General features: G+C 70.3%; 19 protein-coding genes and 1 pseudogene. 10 read left to right on the top strand and 10 right to left on the bottom strand.

From position 1 onward, the window contains the following. Window positions 1-353 precede the first annotated feature (353 nt). The 4 genes from AB0M95_RS14175 to mshB all read right to left on the bottom strand — a co-directional run bounded on the left by AB0M95_RS14175 (window position 354) and on the right by mshB (window position 3,487). On the bottom strand, window positions 354-1,328 hold the full coding sequence (locus tag AB0M95_RS14175) for an MBL fold metallo-hydrolase (protein ID WP_363763552.1): 975 nt from the start codon (window positions 1,326-1,328) through the stop codon (window positions 354-356). 273 nt (window positions 1,329-1,601) lie between these two features. Beyond that, complete coding sequence (locus tag AB0M95_RS14180) at window positions 1,602-2,024, bottom strand: hypothetical protein (protein WP_358519479.1); 423 nt, start codon at window positions 2,022-2,024, stop codon at window positions 1,602-1,604. A gap of 75 nt (window positions 2,025-2,099) precedes the next feature. Further along, entirely contained in the window at window positions 2,100-2,567 is a 468-nt protein-coding gene (locus AB0M95_RS14185) for a DUF6113 family protein (protein ID WP_363763556.1), read from the bottom strand. A gap of 11 nt (window positions 2,568-2,578) precedes the next feature. Beyond that, window positions 2,579-3,487: an N-acetyl-1-D-myo-inositol-2-amino-2-deoxy-alpha-D-glucopyranoside deacetylase gene (gene mshB / locus AB0M95_RS14190; protein WP_363763559.1), complete on the bottom strand. Its 909-nt coding sequence runs from the start codon at window positions 3,485-3,487 to the stop codon at window positions 2,579-2,581. 70 nt (window positions 3,488-3,557) lie between these two features. Between mshB and AB0M95_RS14195 the strand changes: the two genes are divergently transcribed. Next, on the top strand, window positions 3,558-5,636 hold the full coding sequence (locus tag AB0M95_RS14195) for a prolyl oligopeptidase family serine peptidase (RefSeq protein ID WP_363763562.1): 2,079 nt from the start codon (window positions 3,558-3,560) through the stop codon (window positions 5,634-5,636). A 7-nt stretch (window positions 5,637-5,643) separates the two neighbouring features. Here the strand turns inward: AB0M95_RS14195 and AB0M95_RS14200 are convergent, their stop codons facing one another. Beyond that, entirely contained in the window at window positions 5,644-7,404 is a 1,761-nt protein-coding gene (locus tag AB0M95_RS14200) for an ABC transporter ATP-binding protein (RefSeq protein WP_363763565.1), read from the bottom strand. Between the two features lie 8 nt (window positions 7,405-7,412). Next, complete coding sequence (locus AB0M95_RS14205) at window positions 7,413-9,107, bottom strand: ABC transporter ATP-binding protein (protein WP_363763568.1); 1,695 nt, start codon at window positions 9,105-9,107, stop codon at window positions 7,413-7,415. Window positions 9,108-9,241: 134 nt separating this feature from the next. On the opposite strand from AB0M95_RS14205, the pseudogene AB0M95_RS14210 reads away from it, so the two are divergent. The 6 genes and pseudogenes from AB0M95_RS14210 to AB0M95_RS14235 all read left to right on the top strand — a co-directional run. Beyond that, window positions 9,242-9,382, top strand: a pseudogene (locus AB0M95_RS14210) (transposase); the annotation flags it as partial. A 54-nt stretch (window positions 9,383-9,436) separates the two neighbouring features. Further along, window positions 9,437-9,670, top strand: coding sequence for a helix-turn-helix domain-containing protein (locus AB0M95_RS14215; protein ID WP_358519465.1), 234 nt, complete (start codon window positions 9,437-9,439; stop codon window positions 9,668-9,670). 2 nt (window positions 9,671-9,672) lie between these two features. Beyond that, window positions 9,673-10,233, top strand: a complete 561-nt coding sequence (locus AB0M95_RS14220; protein ID WP_363763571.1) for a Clp protease N-terminal domain-containing protein — start codon at window positions 9,673-9,675, stop codon at window positions 10,231-10,233. Between the two features lie 622 nt (window positions 10,234-10,855). After that, the gene (locus AB0M95_RS14225) at window positions 10,856-11,905 is read left to right on the top strand and encodes a sigma-70 family RNA polymerase sigma factor (RefSeq protein WP_363763574.1); all 1,050 of its coding nucleotides are present in this window, start codon (window positions 10,856-10,858) and stop codon (window positions 11,903-11,905) included. A gap of 217 nt (window positions 11,906-12,122) precedes the next feature. Next, window positions 12,123-12,533 (top strand): hypothetical protein, encoded by a 411-nt coding sequence (locus AB0M95_RS14230; RefSeq protein ID WP_363763577.1) that lies wholly within the window; start codon window positions 12,123-12,125, stop codon window positions 12,531-12,533. 181 nt (window positions 12,534-12,714) lie between these two features. Then, window positions 12,715-13,296: a hypothetical protein gene (locus AB0M95_RS14235; RefSeq protein ID WP_363763580.1), complete on the top strand. Its 582-nt coding sequence runs from the start codon at window positions 12,715-12,717 to the stop codon at window positions 13,294-13,296. 133 nt (window positions 13,297-13,429) lie between these two features. Here the strand turns inward: AB0M95_RS14235 and AB0M95_RS14240 are convergent, their stop codons facing one another. Then, window positions 13,430-13,633 (bottom strand): hypothetical protein, encoded by a 204-nt coding sequence (locus AB0M95_RS14240; protein ID WP_363763582.1) that lies wholly within the window; start codon window positions 13,631-13,633, stop codon window positions 13,430-13,432. Between the two features lie 283 nt (window positions 13,634-13,916). On the opposite strand from AB0M95_RS14240, the gene AB0M95_RS14245 reads away from it, so the two are divergent. The 3 genes from AB0M95_RS14245 to AB0M95_RS14255 all read left to right on the top strand — a co-directional run bounded on the left by AB0M95_RS14245 (window position 13,917) and on the right by AB0M95_RS14255 (window position 15,633). Continuing rightward, a complete protein-coding gene (locus AB0M95_RS14245; RefSeq protein ID WP_363763585.1) occupies window positions 13,917-14,774 on the top strand; it encodes a helix-turn-helix transcriptional regulator in 858 nt (285 codons plus the stop codon). 33 nt (window positions 14,775-14,807) lie between these two features. Further along, window positions 14,808-15,044 (top strand): DUF397 domain-containing protein, encoded by a 237-nt coding sequence (locus AB0M95_RS14250; RefSeq protein ID WP_363763588.1) that lies wholly within the window; start codon window positions 14,808-14,810, stop codon window positions 15,042-15,044. Window positions 15,045-15,300: 256 nt separating this feature from the next. Next, window positions 15,301-15,633: a hypothetical protein gene (locus tag AB0M95_RS14255; RefSeq protein WP_363763591.1), complete on the top strand. Its 333-nt coding sequence runs from the start codon at window positions 15,301-15,303 to the stop codon at window positions 15,631-15,633. Window positions 15,634-15,787: 154 nt separating this feature from the next. Here AB0M95_RS14255 and AB0M95_RS14260 read toward each other — a convergent pair whose 3' ends face one another. Genes AB0M95_RS14260 through AB0M95_RS14270 form a run of 3 tightly spaced genes read right to left on the bottom strand, consistent with a single transcriptional unit; the run spans window position 15,788 to window position 19,220 of the window. After that, complete coding sequence (locus tag AB0M95_RS14260; RefSeq protein ID WP_363763594.1) at window positions 15,788-16,525, bottom strand: succinate dehydrogenase/fumarate reductase iron-sulfur subunit; 738 nt, start codon at window positions 16,523-16,525, stop codon at window positions 15,788-15,790. Continuing rightward, a complete protein-coding gene (locus tag AB0M95_RS14265) occupies window positions 16,522-18,447 on the bottom strand; it encodes a fumarate reductase/succinate dehydrogenase flavoprotein subunit (RefSeq protein WP_363763597.1) in 1,926 nt (641 codons plus the stop codon). The genes AB0M95_RS14260 and AB0M95_RS14265 overlap by 4 nt, the downstream gene beginning before the upstream one ends. Further along, complete coding sequence (locus AB0M95_RS14270) at window positions 18,444-19,220, bottom strand: succinate dehydrogenase cytochrome b subunit (RefSeq protein WP_363763600.1); 777 nt, start codon at window positions 19,218-19,220, stop codon at window positions 18,444-18,446. The genes AB0M95_RS14265 and AB0M95_RS14270 overlap by 4 nt, the downstream gene beginning before the upstream one ends. Window positions 19,221-19,379: the final 159 nt, after the last annotated feature.

Below are 19,379 nucleotides of genomic sequence, written 5' to 3' on the forward strand. Positions count from 1 at the left end.
CGGGGATTCCGGCTTCGCGAATACGGCGGCGAGATCGCGGATATCAGCCGCCCACCAGGGGACGCGATTCATCCCGCACCGGAATCGCTAAAAAGGACCGGACCTGAGCGATGTCCACTTCCGGACATGATGATCCGCGGGCCGAATAAGATCGCTATAACCGATCGCATATCGGTGCGGAGCGTATGGCCACCGTATTCGATCTCGTGTACGCGATCCGATATTCCACCGGCCGTCACGGCCGGGGTGCGCGGAGAACGAGACGAGGACTCAACGCGGACGCGCGTGCGTGGACGCGACGCGGCTCGCGTCCGGGGGACGCGAGCCGCGTGAAAGGGGACGGCGGAGGGCCGTCAGCCGGTGAGGGTGCGGGTTTCGCCTATGGCAAGGTCCCACAGGTCGGCGCGGTCGTGGCCGGAGGCGATCCAGGCCGCGCGGGCCTCCTGGACGGGGGCCATGAGGGGCTCGCGCGACAGCACGAACGTCCCCCAGTGCATGGTCGCCATGCGCTGCGCGCCGACGTCCGCGCAGGCCTGTACGGCCTCGGCCGGGTCGACGTGCGAGACGTGCATGAACCAGCGCGGCTCGTACGCGCCGACGGGCATGAGCGCCACGTCGATGCCCGGGTACCGCCTGCCGATGAGCTTGAACCGGTCGCCGTAGGCGGTGTCCCCGGCGAAGTAGATCCGCTGGTCCCGCGACGTCAGCACCCAGCCGCCCCACAGCGTCCTGCACGTGTCGAACAGCGTCCTGCGGCTCCAGTGGTGGGCGGGCACGAAGTCGAAGGTCACCTCGCCGATGCGGGCGCTCTCCCACCAGTCGAGCTCGGTGACGTTGGTGAACCCCTTCTTGGCGAACCAGCCGCCGAGGTTGGCGGGGACGAACATGGGAGTGCGCTTCGGCAGGCGGCGCAGGGTCGGGGCGTCAAGATGGTCGTAGTGGTTGTGGCTGATCACGACGGCGTCCACGGGCGGCAGGTCGCTCCACGCCACGCCGGGCGGGGTCAGCCGCTGCCGCACCCCCGGGATCTTGCGCGACCACACCGGGTCGGTCAGCACCGTCAGGCCGCCGATGCGCAGCACGTAGGTCGCGTGGCCCACCCACGTCACCCCGGCCTCCTTGGGGCCCACGGGCGGCAGCCCGGCGCGCAGCACGGGAATCTGGTCCGCGTCCCCGGTGTCGGCGCGGAACCCGCCGTACCAGGCGACGCTCACGATCTCGCGGAAGTCAGGCAACGGGCAGGTCAGGCGGTCCTTGAAGCTGGAGGGCCAGGTCCGCCGACGGGGCGGGGTGGCCGGGGTGATCTCAGGGCTGACGGTTTGCGACATTCGACCCTCCTGTTCATCGCCGAGTGGGAGGTGCGCTCGATCCACAACGAGATCTTTAACCACTCTGACGCGATGATCCCCCTTGGGCGAGATTCATGCCTCAGTCCCGCGGGGTATCGTCACGTCCTCCCAGATGCGTAGCCGGGTGGCCTCGGATGCCGGGCCCTGCGCCGTCGTCGCCTCCGTTCCGGGCCGCTCGACGCTCCAGCCCGCAAGCGTCCATCGTGAGCGGCTCCACTCTCCATATCGGGGCCCGCATGCTGGGGCCCCTATTCAAGGGTTCCCTCTGCGCCAGCGCGAGGACCCTCGCGGGTAGCCTCCCTCCTCCAGATCGGCAAGGCGTTCGAACGGGTTCCACGACGCCGGGTGCCCGCACAGGGCGAACGAGACGGCCACGGCGAGGAGGTACAGCGGCAGCAGGGGCAGGCCCGCGCAGAAGGCGTACTGGGTCGCGTGCCGGGCCTCGTGCCGCAGGAGCGGGCCGGTCAGGTACCCCTCGCCGTGGGCCGTGAGGATGACGTTCCCCACCGTGAAGGCCCCGGCGACGGGGAAGGGGATGCGGTAGCCGTGGGCGTACAGCAGGCCGTGCTCGCCGCGGCGCACGCCGGCCCGGCCGGCCAGCGCGATCAGCAACCCCAGCGGCGTGGACAGGTTGGCCCAGTTGAGCACCTGCCTGGCCCTGTGACGTGCCCGCATGTCTCGATTGTCACCCGGGGCCGCGGCGGGCGGTACCCCTCGCGACCGATGGGACGTCCCACCATTTATGCCTGTTTACGCGGACATTTCACCCGAGACATTGACGTGCCCTGTTCTGCCGTACGGCTGACGCAGCAGCCACGACCCCGATGAGGGGATGAGCAAGACGGCCGCCACCAGCGCCACGGCCCCGGCCCCCAGGTAGTAGTACCCGGGGACGTTGGCCGCGATGATCAGATCGCCCTCGGGCCGCTTCATCGAGAACACCAGCGCGGCGAACATCCACCCCATGCCGGGCACGAAGGCGCCCAGCTTGGAGTTCATCAGCCGACCGGCGCCGTACAGCAGGCCGAAGAGCACCAGCGCCAGGACGATCGGGATGGGCGGCACCGTCTCGCCCACGGGCCAGGAGTGCTCCAGGCCCGCCACCACCCCGTAGACGACGCCGAACACGAAGAGCAGGCCGTAGACGACGCCCGTCACGAGCGCGGACAGCGCTCCGCCAACCGGCGGCGTCCCGGCCTCGACCTGCTCTTCCTCCATGGTTCGCAAGGCTAGCCGATGCCCGCGAAGAGATCGTCCTCGCGGTCGTGGGGCGCGCCGAGCCCCCCGGCCTCCTGGGGGATCCCGCGTCCGGCCGGGCCGCGCTCCCCCGCCGTGAGGATGTAGTACTCGACGCCCATCGCGCCCTCACCCATGATCTCGGACATCTTGAACCACGGGTCTTCGAGGTTCACCTGGGAACGGTGGGCGCGCAGCGCGTCCAGCTTCGCGGACACGTGGGCGCGGGCGTCGATCTCGGTGGTGATCGCCTCGTCGCGGGCGCCGAACGGCAGTTCGTCGACGTTCCCCTCGGTGAAGAACTCGACGCCGGCCTCGCGCATGGCCTCGGCGGCGCGCCGCATCGACGACTTCGCCATGGTGGTGAAGTAGAACTTCGCGATCTTCCAGGGCTCGCCCTCGCCGAAGGACGGGTCGGCCGCGAGCTCGAAGGCCCGCCAGGCGACCCGGTACGCCTGGATGTGGTCGGGGTGGCCGTAGAAGCCGTTCTCGTCGTAGGTGACCAGCACCTGGGGGCGGACCTCACGGATGATCTCTACGAGCTCGCCGGCGGCCTCGTCCAGGTCGGCGCGCCAGAAGCACCGGGGGTTCTCGTTCGTGGGGGTGTCCATCATGCCCGAGTCGCGCCAGCGGCCGGGGCCACCGAGGAAACGGTGGTCCTCGACGCCGAGCGCCTTGCAGGCGGCCTCCAGCTCGCCGACGCGGTGCTCGCCGAGCCGGTCCTCGCGGTCGGAGGCGAGGTGGGCCAGGTCCGGCACCACGATCTCGCCCTCTTCCCCCAAAGTGCAGGTCACGAGCGTGACCTGCGCGCCTTCTGCCGCATATTTCGCCATCGTGGCCCCCGTGCCACTGCTCTCATCGTCGGGGTGCGCGTGTACCAACATCAAACGACGATCGGTCATGTCCCGAGGTTATCCACAGCTCAAAGCGCGGGTCATCTCGGTTCCACGCCCGCCTGGCAGGATGAGGGGCATGAGTGAGAGCTTCCCGCGCCTTTACGCAAGGACCCGCCGGTTCAGCCTCGGTGTTCCCCGAGGCTTCACGATCGCGCCCGGCGGCGGACGCGTCGTCTTCCTGCGCAGCCGGTCCGGCACCGACCCGGTGACGTGCCTGTGGGAGCTCGACATCTCCTCGGGCGCCGAGCGCCTGCTGGTCGACCCTGCCGATCTCAACCCGGCCGATCTCGGTGCGGCCGACGAAGACCTCCCCGCCGAGGAGCGCGCCCGCCGTGAGCGCGCCCGCGAGCAGGCCGGCGGCGTGGTCGCGTACTCCTCCGACTCGGCGCTCTCCTCAGCCGTCTTCGCGCTCTCCGGCGGTCTCTACCTCGCCGACCTCGCCTCGGGCGCGGTGCGCCGGCTCGACACCGAGGGCGCCGTGATCGACCCGCGCCTCTCCCCCGACGGCGCCCACGTCGCGTACGTCAGCGGCGGCGCGCTGCGGGTGCGCGACGTTGCCACCGGCGAGGACCGCGCGCTCGCCACCCCCGAGTCCGGCGGGGTGACGTACGGTCTGGCCGAGTTCATCGCCGCCGAAGAGCTCGACCGCATGCGCGGCCACTGGTGGTCCCCGGACGGCGCCGCGCTGCTCGCCGAGCGGGCCGACGACTCGCCCGTGCGGCGGTGGCACATCGCCGACCCGGCCAACCCGTCCAGCCCTCCGGTCACGGTGGGCTATCCCGCCGCCGGCACGCCCAACGCCGTCGTCGAGCTGGTGATCCTCGGGCTCGACGGCTCGCGCGTGGAGGTCCCGTTCGAGGACGAGTACCTGGTGTCCGCGAGCTGGGACCGGCACGGCCCCCTGATCGTCACCATGCCGCGCGACCAGAAGGCCCTGCGGGTGTTCGCCGTCGACGCCGCGACCGGTGCCACGACCCTGCTGCGCGAGGACGCCGACGACGCATGGGTGGACGTCGTGCCCGGCGTCCCGGCGCGCCTGTCCGACGGCACTCTGGTGTGGACGGCCGACGCGGACGGCGGCCGGCGCCTGGTCATCGGCGACGCGCCCGTCACCCCGCGGGCCCTGCAGGTCCTCAACGTGCTCGGCCTGGACGGCGACACCGTGCTGTTCCGGGCGAGCGCCGAGCCCACCGAGGCCCACCTGTGGACGTGGTCCGCCGGGACGATCTCGCCGCTGACCAGTGAGCCGGGTGTCCACACCGGCCACCTCACCGGCGGCACCCTGCTCGTCGCGAGCCAGACCCTCGACGTCCCCGGCACCACCGTCTGGGTGACCTCCGGCGACCGCAGGCTCGCCCTCGCCTCCGTCGCCGAGCGCCCGAAGCTGGAGCCCCGGGTGTCGCTGATCCGCGCGGGCGAGCGCGAGCTGCGCACGGCCGTGCTGTTCCCGACCGGCCACGTGCCCGGCTCCCGCCGCCTGCCCGTCCTCATGGACCCCTACGGCGGCCCGCACGCGCAGCGCGTGCTGTCGGCCGCCCGCGCCTACCTGGAGCCCCAGTGGTTCGCCGACCAGGGCTTCGCCGTGGTCATCGCCGACGGCCGCGGCACGCCCGGGCGGGGTCCCGCCTTCGAGCGGGCGGTGCTGCACGACCTGGCCACCCCCGTCCTGGACGACCAGGTCGACGCGCTGCGGGCGGCCGCCCAGCTCCACCCCGACGACCTCGACCTGTCCCGCGTGGCCATCAAGGGCTGGTCGTTCGGCGGGTTCCTCGCCGCCCTGGCCGTCCTGCGCAGGCCCGACGTCTTCCACGCCGCCATCGCCGGGGCGCCGGTCACCGACTGGCGGCTCTACGACACCGGGTACACCGAGCGCTACCTCGGTCACCCCGACGAACTGCCCGACGTGTACGACCGGTCCTCGCTGATGGCCGACGCCGAGAAGCTGGAGCGCCCGCTGCTGCTGATCCACGGCCTCGCCGACGACAACGTGGTCGCCGCGCACACGCTGCGCCTGTCCTCGGCGTTGCTCGCGGCGGGCCGGCCGCACACCGTGCTGCCCCTGTCGGGGGTCACCCACATGACGCCTCAGGAGGTCGTCGCCGAGAACCTGCTGCTGCTCCAGGTCGAGTTCCTGCGCAGGTCGCTGGGCTCGTGACCGGCCGCTACCGGCGCGGGGCGCCGTGCCAGCTCTCCCACAGCGCGGCATAGGCGCCCCCCGCGGCGACCAGTTCGTCGTGCGCGCCCAGCTCGCTGATGCGCCCGTTCTCCACGACGGCCACGCGGTCGGCGTCGTGCGCGGTGTAGAGCCGGTGGGCGATGGCTATCACCGTGCGCCCGTCCAGCACGGCCGCGAGCGACCGCTCCAGGTGGCGCGCGGCGCGGGGGTCGATCAGCGAGGTCGCCTCGTCCAGCACGAGCGTGTGCGGGTCGGCGAGCACGAGCCGGGCCAGGGCGACCTGCTGGGCCTGCGCGGGCGAGACCGCGAGCCCGCCCGAGCCGACCACCGTGTCCAGCCCGGCGGGCAGCGCCTCCACCCACTCCCAGGCGTCGACGGCGGCGAGCGCCTCCTTGACCTCGCTGTCGCCGGCGTCGGGACGGCCGATCAGCACGTTGTCGCGCAGCGTGCCCCGGAACACGTGGTGTTCCTGGGTGACGAGGGCGACGTGGCCGCGCAGCTCGTCCAGCGGCAGCTCGACGAGCGGGACGCCGCCGACGGTGACGGTGCCGGTGCGCGGGCCGTGGATGCCCGCGAGCAGCCGTCCGAGCGTCGACTTGCCGGCGCCCGACGGGCCGACCATCGCCAGCCGCTCGCCGGGCGCGACCCGCAGCGAGACGCCGCGCAGGACGTCGTGGCCCTCGCGGTAGGCGTAGCGGACGCCGTCGGCGACCATCTCCTCGCCCTCCGGCCGCCTGGTGCCCGCGCTGCGGTCGTCGGGGACGTTGGCCACGCCGAGCAGCCGCGCCAGCGACGCCGCGCCGACCTGGAGCTCGTCCACCCAGGACAGCAGCCGGTCGAGCGGGTCGACGAGCTGCTGGGCGTACAGGGTGGCCGTGGCGACCTGGGCCAGGCCGACCCAGCCGTTGACGTAGAACAGGCCGCCGATCAGGATCGTCGCCGTGACCGGGATGACGTAGCCCATCTCGACCGCCGGGAACCACACCGTGCGCAGGCCCAGGGTGTACCGCTCGGCCACCCACGACCGCGCGATGTCGCCGTCGGTGCGGGCGTGGCGGCGGCGCTGCAGGCCGAACGCCTCGACGGTGCGCGCGCCCTCGACGGTCTCGGCCAGCCCCTCGGTCATCTCGGCGTAGGCGGCGTTCTCGCGCAGGTAGCCATCCCTGGCCCGCTTGAGGTACCACCGGGTGGCCACCCACAGCAGCGGAACGGCGATGAGCGAGGGCAGCAGCAGCAACGGGCCGGTCAGGGCCAGCGCGCCCAGCACGAACGCCCCCGCCACCAAGGCGATCAGCGTCTCGGGGACGGCATGACGCACGGTGCGCGACAGCGCGTCGACGTCGCGGGAGGTGCGGGTCACCAGGTCGCCGGACCCGGCCCGTTCGACGGTCGAGAGCGGCAGGGCGAGGACGCGGTCGACGAAGTCCTCGCGCAGCTCGGCCAGCACCCTCTCGCCGAGCTTGGCCGAGGCGTACACCGCCGCGCGGATCAGCACGGCCTGCGCGACGATGAACGCGGCGATGGTCAGGGCGACGGTGTCGACGGAGACGCCCGTGCCGTCGCGCACGTGCTCGACCAGCTCGCCGAGCATGCGCGGCGCGACCAGCCCCGTGGCGGCGGCCAGCCCGTGCAGGCCGAGGGCCAGCGAGAGCTGCCGGGGGTACTTCAGCGCCAGCCGCCGGGCGTACGCGCGTACCTGCCGCCGGTCGGCGACCGGCAGGATGCGTTTACTACGGTCGCTGCTCATGGTTCTCATCACTCGGACCGGGTCACGGTCGCGGCGTAGTCGGGGCTGGTGGCGAGGAGGGTGCGGTGGTCGCCTTCGGCGCGGGCCACCCCGTCGTCCATGAAGATCACGTGGTCGGCGCGGTCGAGCATGAGCGGGCTGGTGGTGCACACCAGCGTCGTGCGGCCCTGTCGCGCCCTGCCGAGCCGCTCGGCGACGCGCGCCTCGGTGTGGGCGTCCACGGCGCTGGTGGGCTCGACGAGGATCAGCACCTCCGGGTCGGCGACCAGCGCCCGGGCCAGCCGCAGGCGCTGCTGCTGGCCGCCGGAGAACTCGCGCCCGGCCTCGGCGATGTGCGAGTCCAGGCCCTCCGGTAACGCCTCGACGATGTCCTCGGCGCACGCGGCGCTCAGCGCCCGCCGCAGGTCGTCGTCGGAGGCCGCGCCGGTGACGTCGAGCTGGTCGCGCAGCCGCCCGCTGAACAGCCGGGCGCCGTTGTCGGCGACGAGGACGCGCCGCCGCGCCTCCTCCAGCGGCAGGTCCGCGAGCGGCACGCCGCCGAAGGTGACGTCACCCGCGGGCACGTACAGGCCGAGGCGGTCGGCGACGGCGATGGCGTCCTCGGGCACCGCGCCGGCGAGGGCCGTGAACGTGCCCCGCCGGACGGTGACGCCCGACGCGGCGTCGGCGAGGTCGCCCCCGGGCGCCCCCGCGGCGGTGCCCGTGCCGCTGACCTCGGGGTCCAGGGACAGGATACGGACGACCCTGCGCGCCGCGACGTGGCCCTTGGTGAGCTTGTCTGCCATCTCGGTGAGCGTGCGCAGCGGACCGACCAGGAACAGCGCGTACGCGTAGAACGAGACGAGCTCGCCGGGCGAGATCATGTGGTCCAGGGCGAGGTGGGCGCCGCGCCAGGTGACGAAGGCGATGAGCAGGCCGGGCAGCAGGAGCTGCGCGCCCTCCAGGGTGGCGTCCACGGCGGCCACGCGCACGCCCGCGGCCCGCACGCGCTGGGACTCCTCGCGGTAGCGGTCGGCGAACACCTGCTCGCCGCCGATGCCGCGCAGCACCCGCAGGCCGGCGACGATGTCGGACGCGCGGGTGGCGAGCTCGCCCTGAAGGTCGCGCTGGGCGTGCTGGCGGCGGTGCAGCGGGCGCAGCAGCGGGACGACGGCGAGGGCCATCAGCGGGACGCCGATCAGGACGATCACGCCGAGCTGGGGCGAGGTGGTGAGCAGGATCACCGTGACCGCCACGATGGCGACCAGCGAGCCGGTGCCGCGCAGCAGGATGTCCAGGGAGTTGCCGATGTGGGCGATGTCGGAGTTGCCCACACTGATCACCTCGCCGGTGGACAGCAGTTTCGGCAGCGTCGCACCGAGCCGGGTGGCCTGACGGGCGGTCACCTGGACGGTGCGGTAGGCGGCGGACAGCCAGTTGTAGACGGCCATGCGGTGGCGCATCACGCCGCCGAAGGCCGTGGTGACGCCGAGGCCGAGCATGATGGCCGACCAGCGGACCAGCGCGGCCGTGTCGCCGGCCATCAGGCCGTCGACGGCGCGGCCGAGCGCGAAGGGGACGAACGCCTGCGCGAGCCACCACAGCACCGCGTAGCCGATGCCGATGAGCAGAGGCACCGCCTGCCCGCGGGCCGTCCACCAGAGGTAGCGGATCGGGCTGCGGGCATCGGGAACGCCGGGATCGGCGTGGGGCAGGGGGCGCATAACCCTTCCAGGCTCGCAGCCGGACAGCCGGGCGGCAATCGATTTTCGGCCGCGCACGCCCTCCGACCAGGGAAGACATGACAGGCGCGTTTTGGCCTCGCTCCGCTCGGCGGGTTCGGGGCGCGTGAACCGACGTCGCCGGCCAGCTCCTGGTCACCGCCGGCGAGAACCACGACCGCCTCCGCTCCGAGGCCGCATTCGCCATGCTCTGCGGTGCCGCCCCGATCCCTGCCTCATCCGGCAAGACCAGCCGTCACCGCCTCAACCGAGGCGGCTGCGGGTGTCAACCACGGTTGACACCCGCCGAGTGTCAACCTATATTGACAGTCATGAGTGATACGGCACAACTGGCCTCGGACGCCGGCAGCCGCGATCCCGCCGTCGGCCTTCGCGCGGTACGGGCCCTGCGGACGTTGGTCGAGCGTCTGGAGGCGCTCCAGGTGGACAACGCCCGCGAAATGGGCTGGTCCTGGCAGGAGATCGCGGTTCTGCTCGGTGTGAGCAGGCAGGCGGTTCACAAGAAGTACGCGGGCGGCCGCGGTCTACTCAGACGGGAGAAATGAGCATGTTCGAGCGGTTTACCGCGGACGCCCGCCTGACGGTCGTCCAGGCCCAGGAGGAGGCCCGGGTCCTCGGCCACGACCACATCGGCACCGAGCACCTCCTGCTCGCCCTCCTCCGCCAGAACCCGTCGGTCGGCGGCCAGGTCCTGCTCCGGCACGGGCTCGACCACGACCAGGTGGGCGACAGGGTCAGAGGGCTACTGGCGGGCACGGCCCCCGACACGCTCGACGCGGAGGCCCTGGAGACGATCGGCATCGACCTCGGCGCGGTCCGCGAGAAGGTCGAGGCGGCGTTCGGCCCCGGCGCCCTCGACCGCGGGCCCCGCAACCGCCGCGACCGGCCCTGGCGCTTCGGCGGGCGCAGCCCCTTCACCTCTCGGGCCAAGAAGGTGCTGGAACTCTCCCTGCGCGAGGCCCTTGCCCTCAAGCACAACTACATCGGCGACGGCCACATCCTGCTCGGCCTGATGCGCGAGGGCCAGGGCCTCGCCACCCGCGTCCTCGCCGACGCCGCCCTCGACTTCGAAGCCCTCCGCCAGGACGTGCGCGCCGAACTGAGCTGACTCGCGCGCCCGGACACGCGTATTTGTGGATGTCGCCCCGCGCCCGCGGGGATGTTCCTGGTGCTCAGCACGCGCCGCTCGTCCAGTCGGCGTCGCCCCCGCGCCCGCGGGGATGTTCCGTTCGGTGCGACGCCAGAGGACCGGGCGCGGCCATCGCCCCCGCGCTAGCGGGGATGTTCTCCAGACCTGTCGGCTCGGCTGGACTGGGCATTGGTCGGCCCGCGCCCGCAAGGATGTTCCGTCGTCCACAACCCAGTGTCGTCCACAACCCCAGTGATGACATGTTCACCGGAAGGGGACCAGTGCGTGGGTGGCGACCCTGGAGGAGAGCGCCGAAAACGCACTGGTCGCGGGCCTCGATGGCCCGCCGCAGCGGACTGTCGAGGATGGTAGATCCCGCCCCGCCTGTCCCGCTTGGTAGGGGCGTCCCACGCCACAGGCCACAAGGTCTCCCCGTACCCCGCCACGGCCTTTCCTTTCACGCAAGCCTCCAGCATGAAAGGATAAGCCGTATCCTTTCACGGCCCTGGCGCTCGTGTAAGGATACGAAGCATCCAGCAGGTACCTACGGTTACTCCTCCCGCTACGCCTTGAACGCTCTGGCGATGGCTATCGTGCTCGGGTGGATTCGGTGGATCGGGTTGGTCAGGTGGACGATGGCGTGGCCGTGGCCGCCGCCCTCGCGGGGGACGAGTCGGTGTTCGCCGGACTCGCCGAGAGGTACCGGCGCGAGCTTCAGGTGCACTGCTACCGGATGCTGGCCTCCTTCGAGGACGCCGAGGACCTGACGCAGGAGACGTTCCTGCGCGCCTGGCGCGGACGCGAAACCTTCTCGGGCCGTTCCACGTTCCGGGCCTGGCTGTACCGGATCGCCACGAACGCGTGCCTGGACTTCCTCGACCGCAACCCGCGCCGGCCGCAGCCGTACCGGTCGCCCTCACATTCCGGTACGGATCCGGTGGAACGGCCGTACGAGATCCCGTGGTTGCAGCCGTACCCGGACGCGCTGCTGGAGCCGGTGGCGCCGCGCCAGGGCGAACCCGATGCCGTGGCCGTCGCGAGGGAGACGATCGAGCTGGCCTTCCTGGTCGCGATCCAGCACCTGCCGCCGCGGCAGCGGGCGGTGCTCATCTTGCGCGACGTGCTCGGCTGGCCCGCCGAGCAGGTGGCCACGGTGTTGGAGATGAGCGTCGCCGCGGTGAAGAGCGCGCTCCAGCGGGCCCGGCCGACGCTGCGGGAGCGGCTGCCCGGACGGCGGCTGGAATGGGCGACCTCCTCGGAGCCGACGCAGGACGAACGCGCGCTGCTGCACCGGTACATGGCCGCGATGGAGAGCGCGGACACCCACGCCCTGGCCGGACTGCTGAGCGAGGACGTCCGGCTGACGATGCCGCCGCTCCCGATGTGGTTCGCGGGCCGCGACGCCATCACCGCCTTCGCCGCCGAGGTCTTCGATCCCGGATCCCCGGTCTACCACGGGGATTGGCGGCTCGTCCCCGTCCACGCGAACCGCCGGCCCGCCGCGGCCAAGTACAACCGGCGCCCAGGCGAGACGACGTACCGCGCCCAGTCCCTCGACGTCCTACGGATCGAGGCGGGCGAGGTACTGGAAATCACCACCTTCGGCCCGGCCCTCTTCCCCGCCTTCGCCCTCCCCGAGGCCCTCGACTGACAGAGATGATGTAGACGAGCACCTCCCGCCGGGGTCTGACCCGCCCCTCCCCCGTCCCGTCCAAGACGCTCGGGTGACGTCAGCCCACCTTCGAGCCGCCCGGAACACCGGGCCGCTCGCATCCCGCCTTCGGCTCCGCCCTTCACTCGACCGATTCCTTTTCTCTCACGGCCCCGTCTCAACAGATACCGATACCGATCGACGAGAGGGGCTCGCGATGAGCGACAAGACACCGAACCCGGCGCTCCGGCAACTGGACGTCCTGGTCGGCACGTGGAACGTCACCACGTCCGACGGCGGCCAGGGTGCGAGCGACGGCCAGGTCACCTTCGAGTGGATGGAGGGCGGCTTCTTCCTCATCCAGCGCTTCGAACTGGGCCAGGTGCGAGGTGTGGAGTACATCGGCCACGACGAGGAGACCGGAACCCTCCGCTCCCACGTCTTCAGCACCACGGGCGACGTCCTCCCCTACACCTGGCAGGTGCAGAACGGCACCCTCACGATCTGGTACGACGCCCCCGGCTCCCCCGCCTACTTCGAAGGCACCTTCGCCGAAGACGGCAGATCCTACGCGGGCGCCTGGCACTGGCCCGGCGGCGGCTACAAAGCCACCGCCACCCGCCCCTGACCTCCGGACCCACCGAACGCCCCTGTACCCGTCCCGCCGACACTCAAGCGGCGGACGGGCACACCGGCGAGAGACGCACCATCGACCACGAACGCCATGATTACACAAAGCTTCACTCTGATTACTCCTAGGGGTGTAAGACAGACGCGTAGTTGCCGTCATACAATCGGGTGGTGAGGCGTTGATCGAGTGGCCGGCCTTCATCGAATGGGACGAACGCAATGAAGTCCATGCAACAGGTCACGGGGTGAGCGCGATAGAGATCGAGCAGGTGCTCTGGAACGGCCCCACCTACCGCCTCAACAAACGTCATAGGTCGGGCGACTACATCGCCGTAGGCCATACGGACGGAGGACGACATGTCGCGGTCGTGGTCCGCATGGGTAGAAGCAACGAAGTCAGTCCGGCCGATCACCGCGTGGGAGCTGTGATGAAAGATCCAGACCAGATGAGCGAGGCCGAGCTCGCCGAGTTCTACTATGCGGATCGCGACGACTCTGACGTGCTGGGTGAAGAGGTGCTTCGCACTGAACCTAGCCGATTGTCCAGCATGGTGTCGGTCCGGTTCACGCCGGAGGAAACCGTTCTTCTGCGTCGGGCGGCCGAGGAAGCCGGGCTGACCCTGTCCTCCTACATCCGCCGGTGCGCCCTGACAGCGTCCGACCGGCCGGTGGACATCGACCGCGTCCGACGCGATGTCGAGGAGGCGGGCCGCCGACTCAGCGACGCACTGCGCGTCCTTCATGTACGACAGGCGAGCTGACACACCGGACATGGCACAAGCTGGTCAGCCGTGATCAGAGAGTGAAGATCCGGCCCGCAAGGAGCCGGGTCTGAACGTCGGCCTTGGATAGCGCGGTTTCCGGCTGGAGGCGCGCTTCTTGGGCCGGAAGCCCCTAAAAGGGCTGCCACGAGCGGAGCGAGGGACCTTTGCGTGGGCCGGTGGGATCCCCGACGACGAGCACCACATCGTCCAAGACCGCGTCCAGGCCCCACTTGGCGAGCACGTCGGCCACGAGACGGCGGGCCTTGCCGACCATCGCCTGGGTGTTGGGCAGATCCCAGCAGACGGTACGCAGATCATCCGGTGTTCTGGACATCGGTGCTCCTTCGAGGGAATTGGGACGTACCTACGGGTGGATGGCCAGACCTCGACGCCTTTCGGTGTGGCACTGGGCGGCGTCGGATCTCGCATCGCTGTCGGTCTCGTGGCGCACGTGCCGCATGCAGGGACGTCGAGTCACCGAAACACCGGCGCGCACTTAATGTGACCACTAGTGTGCACAACGTAAGCACATCGTGTCCTCGGAACGCGATGAACTAGTTCACTTTCGCGCTGATCGAGAACGGTCCCCCGCGCCAGAGACGGAAGGAATCAGTCCCATGAGCCCCCGTACCAGCCCCACCGCCCGCCGCAGGCGACTCGCGGCCGAACTCCGCCGTCTCCGCAAGGCGGCGGGGCTGACGCGAGAGCAGGTAGCCGAAGCCCTCAGCTGCGCCCCCGCGACGATCACCCGCTTCGAGATCGCTCGCTCCGGCCCTCGTGTGGGCGAGGTGGCTCTCATGTTGGAGCTTTACGGCATCAGCGGAGCCCAGCGCGACGCCCTCCTGAAGATGGCGAAAGAGGCTCGCCGGCGTGGCTGGTGGCATCCGTACAGCGACACGATCCCCACGTGGTTCGAGACCTTCGTCAGCCTCGAAGAGGAAGCCGCCACAATCCGGACGTATGAGTGCGAGCTCGTCCCAGGTGTGTTCCAGACGGACGGATACGCTCGCGCGACGATCTTGGCCGAGCCGGTCGTTCCCGACGCCGAGGAGGTCGATCGGCGAGTGGCCGTCCGCATGGAACGTCAGAAGCGGCTGACAGGCGAGGACGCGCCCACCTTCTGGGCTGTTCTGAACGAGGGGGCCATACGTCGCCACGTGGGCGGCAGGCCGACCATGCGCGATCAACTCCAACGGCTCACCGAACTCTCGCGCCTCAACAACGTCACCCTTCAGGTTCTGCCGTTCGAAGCGGGTGCTCATCCGGGGATGGACAGCGCCTTCAACATTCTGGAGTTCCCTGAGCGGGCGGATCCGGCAGTGGTCTACGTCGAATACCGCGCGGGCAGCCTCTATCTAGAAGACCAGCCGGAGGTGGACACTTATAACGCGATATTCGACCATCTGCGCGCTCGTGCGCTCGGCCCTGACGAGTCACTCGTATTGATCGCGAAGGTGGCCGAAGATCTGACCTGATCACCACTCCGAAGAGGAAGCGCGGGGACTGTCATGAACACCCCCCAGCTCAACTGGCGCAAGAGCACGTACAGCAGCGGCCAGGGCGGCAACTGCGTGGAGGTCGCCACGCTCGACGGCCCGGCGAAGCTCGGCGCGACGACGTACGGCGGCCTGAACCTTGTACGCGATTCCAAGAGTCTCGACCGAGCGGTGCTGAAGTTCGCCCGCGACGAGTGGAACGTGTTCACCGCCGCCATCAAGAACGGTAACCTCGTCACCCGCTTTTGATCTGTACTCTGTCGCCTTGAAGTTAGCGCTGCTTGGTCGGCTGATCGGCGCGACGCTGTGGTCCAGGAACTATGGATGGTGCCGAACTTCGCTAGAGGTAGGAATCGACCTGGCTACCAGCACCAGCCCTGCCGCCAGGCTTGGGAAGCACAGCCCGAGCCGAAGGCGAGGACCGCTGGGCCGGAGGCCCTGACAAACAGCCCGAGCGGAGCAAGGGACCATTTCGTACGCGCCGACGCACCGCGTGGGAGGTGTGATGGAAGATGTAGAACAACTGAGCGAGGCCGAGCTGGCCGAACTCTACTATGCGCATCGCGACGACCCTGACGCGCAGGGCGAAGAGGCGCTTCGCACTGAACCGAGCCGATTGTCCAGCATAGTGTCGGTCTGGTTCACGCCAGAGGAAACCGTTCGTCTGCGTCGGGCGGCCGAAGAAGCCGGGCTGACCCTGTCCTCCTACATCCGCCAGTGCGCCCTGACGACGTCTGACCGGCCGGTGGACATCGACCGCGTCCGACGCGATGTCGAGGAGGCGGGCCGCCGACTCAGCGATGCACTGCGCGCCCTTCATGTACGGCAGGCGAGCTGACACGGTTGGCCCGGACTGGCACAAGCTGGTCAGCCATGGTCGGAGTGTGAAGACCCGGCCCGCCAGGGGCCGGGTCTGAACGTCATAGCGCGGTTTCCGGCTGGAGGCGCGCTTCTTTGGGCCGCTGGGATCTCTCACACTGGCCCACACGGTGCTACTTGGCGGCTTTTAGGTAGTCGCGGTTCATTTGGGTTATTACGTCTAGGCTGATGCCCTTGGGGCAGACGGCGGTGCATTCGCCGGTGTTGGTGCAGCCGCCGAAGCCCTCCAGGTCCATCTGCTCGACCATCGCCACCGCGCGGGAGTCGCGTTCGGGCTGGCCCTGGGGCAGCAGGCCCAGGTGGGTGATCTTGGCGGCGGTGAACAGGGACGCCGAGCCGTTGGGGCAGGCGGCCACGCAGGCGCCGCAGCCGATGCAGGTGGCGGCGTCGAACGCGTCGTCGGCGTCCTCTTTCTTCACCGGAACGCTGTGCGCGTCGGGCGCGGAGCCGGCGGGGACGGAGATGAAGCCGCCCGCCTGGATGATGCGGTCGAAGGAGCTCCGGTCGACGACGAGGTCCTTGACGACGGGGAACGGCGCGGCCCGCCACGGCTCGATGGTGATGGTGGCGCCGTCCTGGAAGTGCCGCATGTGGAGCTGGCACGTCGTGGTGGCCCGCTGCTCGCCGTGGGCGACGCCGTTGATGACCATGCCGCACATGCCGCAGATGCCCTCGCGGCAGTCGTGGTCGAACGCGACGGGGTCGTCGCCGTCGAGGATGAGCCGCTCGTTGAGGACGTCGAGCATCTCCAGGAAGGACATGTCCGGCGAAACGTCCGTGACCTGATAAGTCACCATGCGCCCGCTGTCGGCGGGACCGTTCTGCCGCCAGACCTTGAGGGTCAGGTTCACTTGTAGCTCCGCTGGCTCATCTTGACGTACTCGTACTGGAGTTCTTCCTTGTGCAGCACCGGGTCCCCGTCCGGGTTGTGCTCCCAGGCGGCGACGTAGGCGAAGTGCTCGTCGTCGCGCAGCGCCTCGCCCTCCTCGGTCTGGGACTCGGCGCGGAAGTGCCCGCCGCAGGACTCGGTGCGGTGCAGGGCGTCCAGGCACATCAGCTCGGCGAGGTCGAAGAAGTCCGCGACCCGGCCGGCCCGCTCCAGCGCCTGGTTGAGGCCCTCCCCCTCGCCGGGCACCTTGACGTTGTTCCAGAACTCCTCGCGCAGCTCGGGGATGCGCTCCAGGGCCTTGCGCAGGCCCTCCTCGGTGCGCTCCATACCGCAGTGGTCCCACATGAGCTTGCCGAGCTCGCGGTGGTAGGAGTCGGCGGTACGGGTGCCGCCGACCGCGAGCAGCCGTCCGATCTTGCCGGTGACCTGGCCGACGGCCTCGTCGACGTCCTCCTGCGCGACCTCGCCGAAGGGACCGGCGGCGAGGTAGTCGCCGATGGTGGTGGGCAGCACGAAGTAGCCGTCGGCGAGGCCCTGCATGAGGGCGGACGCGCCGAGGCGGTTGGCGCCGTGGTCGGAGAAGTTGGCCTCGCCGATGACGAACATGCCGGGGATGGTCGACTGGAGGTCGTAGTCCACCCACAGCCCGCCCATCGTGTAGTGGACGGCCGGGTAGATGCGCATGGGCCGGGTGTAGGGGTCCTCGCCGGTGATGCGCTCGTACATCTCGAAGAGGTTGCCGTACTTCTTCTCGACGGCCTCCTTGCCGAGGCGGGCGATGGCGTCGGCGAAGTCCAGGTACACGCCGAGGCCGCCCGGTCCGACGCCTCGGCCCTCGTCGCAGACGTTCTTGGCGGCACGGGACGCGATGTCGCGCGGCACCAGGTTGCCGAAAGCCGGATAAATCCGCTCAAGGTAGTAGTCGCGCTCGGCCTCCGGGATGTCCCCCGGCGCCCGCGTGTCCCCCGCCTGCACCGGCACCCACACGCGCCCGTCGTTGCGCAGCGACTCCGACATCAGCGTCAGCTTCGACTGGTATTCGCCGCTCACCGGGATGCAGGTGGGGTGGATCTGCGTGTAGCACGGGTTCCCGAAGTACGCCCCCCGCCGGTGCGCCCGCCAGATGGCCGTGGTGTTGCACCCCTTGGCGTTGGTCGACAGGAAGAACACGTTGCCGTACCCGCCGGTCGCGAGCACGACGGCGTCCGCCAGGTGCGTCTCGATCTCGCCGGTGACCAGGTCGCGGACGATCACGCCGCGCGCCCGCCCGCCGCTGATGACCAGGTCGAGCATCTCGTGCCGGGTGTGCATCTCGACGGTCCCGGCCGCGATCTGCCGCTCCAGGGCCTGGTACGCGCCGAGCAGGAGCTGCTGGCCCGTCTGCCCCCGCGCGTAGAACGTACGGGAGACCTGCGCGCCGCCGAAGGACCGGGTGTCGAGCAGCCCTCCGTACTCGCGGGCGAACGGCACGCCCTGGGCCACGGCCTGGTCGATGATGTTCACGCTGACCTGCGCGAGCCGGTAGACGTTCGACTCGCGGGCCCGGAAGTCGCCGCCCTTGACGGTGTCGTAGAACAGGCGGTGGATCGAGTCGCCGTCGCCGCGGTAGTTCTTGGCCGCGTTGATGCCGCCCTGCGCCGCGATCGAGTGCGCGCGCCGGGGCGAGTCCTGGTAGCAGAACGACTTGACCTTGTACCCGAGCTCGCCCAGCGTCGCCGCGGCCGACCCGCCCGCGAGCCCGGTGCCGACGACGATGACGTTCAGCTTGCGCTTGTTGGCCGGGTTGACCAGCTTGGCGGAGAAGCGGCGCTGGTCCCAGCGGTCCTCGATGGGCCCGTCCGGGGCCTTGGTGTCGCGGATCGGCGCGCCGGTCGTGTAGTTCACTTCACAACTCCGATCATCACGGCGACGGGGACGGACACGAAGCCGAGGACCAGCACGGCCGCGAAGACGGCGGCGAGGCCATTGAGCAGGTGGCGCCTGCGGCCGTTCGCCAGCCCCAGGGTCTGGAAGGCGCTCCACAGGCCGTGGCGCAGGTGGAGGCCCACCATGACGAGGGCGACGAGGTAGAAGGCCGTGACCCACCACCGGGAGAGGTCGAACCCGGCGACCACGCGGTCGTACGGGGTGGCGTCGTAGCCCTTGGGGTTGACGGCGCCGAAGGTGAGGTCCAGCAGGTGCCAGATCACGAACAGCAGGATGACGACCCCGCCGTACCGCATGGTGTGGACGACGTAGCCGCTGGCCTGCGATCTGCGCTTGGCCGCGTACTTGACGGGCCGGGCCCTGCGCGCGCGGCGGGCCAGCGAGACGGCCGACCACATGTGCAGCGCGACGGCGGCGGCCAGGCCGATCTCGGTGAGGGTCAGCAGCGTCCGGCCGGGCAGGGCGGGCTCGCCGACGGTGCGCAGCCACTCGGCGTAGGAGTTGAAGGAGTCCTCGCCAAGGAAGATCTTCAGGTTGCCCAGCATGTGACCGATGAGGAACAGCACCAGAACGGCGCCGCTGACGGCCATGACCGCTTTCCTGCCGTTGGACGTCCCGAGCAGGCTCGGGCGCCCTCCCCGGGCCGGCCGGTCAGGGCCCGGCTTCCTGGGGGTCGTGGGGACACGGGGCACCTCGGCCGTCGCCGCGCCTCGTTCGATCGTCGATGTCACATTTTCCGACGGTAGGTAAGGCAGACATAAGCCGTCCAAGTCATCGCGTGCCTTGTCTCGATAGCCGGAGGCTATGCACCGTGGCCCCAACCACGCGCGGCCGCGACCGGGGGGCCGCGCGTGCGAGCAATATCACAACGCGGGCGGCGATGAGGCCGC

This window comes from Sphaerisporangium sp. NPDC051017 (genome assembly GCF_040683095.1).
Lineage (GTDB): Bacteria > Actinomycetota > Actinomycetes > Streptosporangiales > Streptosporangiaceae > Sphaerisporangium.